The following is a 1,577-nucleotide window of genomic DNA, read 5'->3' on the forward strand; positions in this document are numbered from 1 at the left end:
TAAGTTGATCATGGTGGTCGTTTCGGGTTCATGACCCGTACGGTGTGGCGGCGTCGTTCGCCTATCGGGCTCTGGTCTGATCTGCGTTCGTGTCTGGTGTGGATGTTCGGCCGGATCAGGTGTCGGTCGGGGTGTTGGTGACGTCGGTGCCGCGGGACGCGATCGATGGTGCGGTGGCGCGGTGTGGGGTGGGCGCCAAGCGGTCGGATGGGAAGTTGCCGCCGCATGTGACGGCGTATCTGACGATGGGGTTGTGGCTGTTCCCCGAGGATGACTACACCGAGGTCGCGGCGAAGGTGACCGGGTCGTTGGACCGGTTCGGGTGTTGGGACGCCTCGTGGACGGCGCCAACCTCGGGCGGGATCAGTCAGGCCCGGCAGCGGTTGGGCCGTGACACCTTGGCCGAGGTGTTCGAGCAGGTGGTGGAGCCGGTCGGGTCGATGCTCACGCGTGGGGCGATGCTGCGGTCGTGGCGGGTGCTGGCCATCGACGGGTTCGAGGTGGACGTGCCCGACACGAAGGCCAACGCTGCGGAGTTCGGATATGCCGGGTCTGGGGACAACCGCTCGGCGTATCCGAAGGCTCGGGTAGTGGCGTTGACCGAGTGCGGCACGCACGCGTTCCTCGCCGCGCAGGTCGGCGCGTGGGCCACCGGGGAGAAGACCCTGGCCATGCCGTTGTACTCGCGGCTGCGCCGAGGCGAGTTGCTCACCGCCGACCGTAACTTCTACTCCTGGCAGGCGTGGGACCGCGCGTGCGCGACCGGGGCGGACCTGTTGTGGCGTGCCCCGACCGGCCTCGGGCTGCCCGTGGTGACGGTGCTGGCTGACGGCACCTACCTGACCGTGCTGGTCAATCCGTCGGTCCGTGGCGCCCGCCGGGAACGGATCCTGGCCGCAGCCCGCGCCGCAGAGCTGGGCGACTGTGACGACGCCGTCGACGAGCGTGGTCTGCCAGTCGCCCACCTGGCCCGGGTGGTCGAGTACGACGTACCCGACCGGGACGGTAACGGCAGCGGCGAACTGATCGCGCTGCTTTCCACCGTGCTCGATCCGGGTGCCGCCCGCGCCGACGAACTGGCCGAGGCCTACCACTTGCGCTGGGAACACGAAACCGGAAACGACCAGCTCAAGACCCACCTTCGCGGCCCTGGCAAGATCCTGCGTTCACGACTGCCCGATCTGGTGCATCAGGAGATCTGGGCATGGCTGCTGGTCCACTACGCGATGAGCGTGCTGATCACCCGCGCCGCCGAAGCCGCCGACATCGACCCAGATCGAATAAGCTTCACCCGGGCCCTGCGGCTCGTGCGTCGTACCGCCACCGGCACGGCGGCCATTCCCCCCTCCGGCCTGGAATGATGCCCTGACCGCCATCCACGTCGAGATCACCGCCAAGCTCAACCCCGCCAGACGGCACCGCACCTGTCCCCGCGCCGTCAAACGCGCACGCCACAACCAGTACCGGGTCAAGAAACACGGCGAGCCCGCCAGCATCCGCCATCCCGGGCCGGCCACGATCAGGTTGTATCCCGTCATACCCAGAGCAGCATGATCAACTTAGGCTAAGTGGCATTG

1 protein-coding gene is annotated in these 1,577 nt (G+C 67.7%); it reads left to right on the plus strand.

Annotated elements, in window-relative coordinates:
* Positions 1-89: 89 nt before the first annotated feature.
* A complete protein-coding gene (locus tag EFE23_RS27785) occupies positions 90-1,361 on the plus strand; it encodes an IS4 family transposase (RefSeq protein ID WP_199737275.1) in 1,272 nt (423 codons plus the stop codon).
* Positions 1,362-1,577: the final 216 nt, after the last annotated feature.

The sequence above is a fragment of the Micromonospora solifontis genome (assembly GCF_003725545.1).
Lineage (GTDB): Bacteria > Actinomycetota > Actinomycetes > Mycobacteriales > Micromonosporaceae > Micromonospora > Micromonospora solifontis.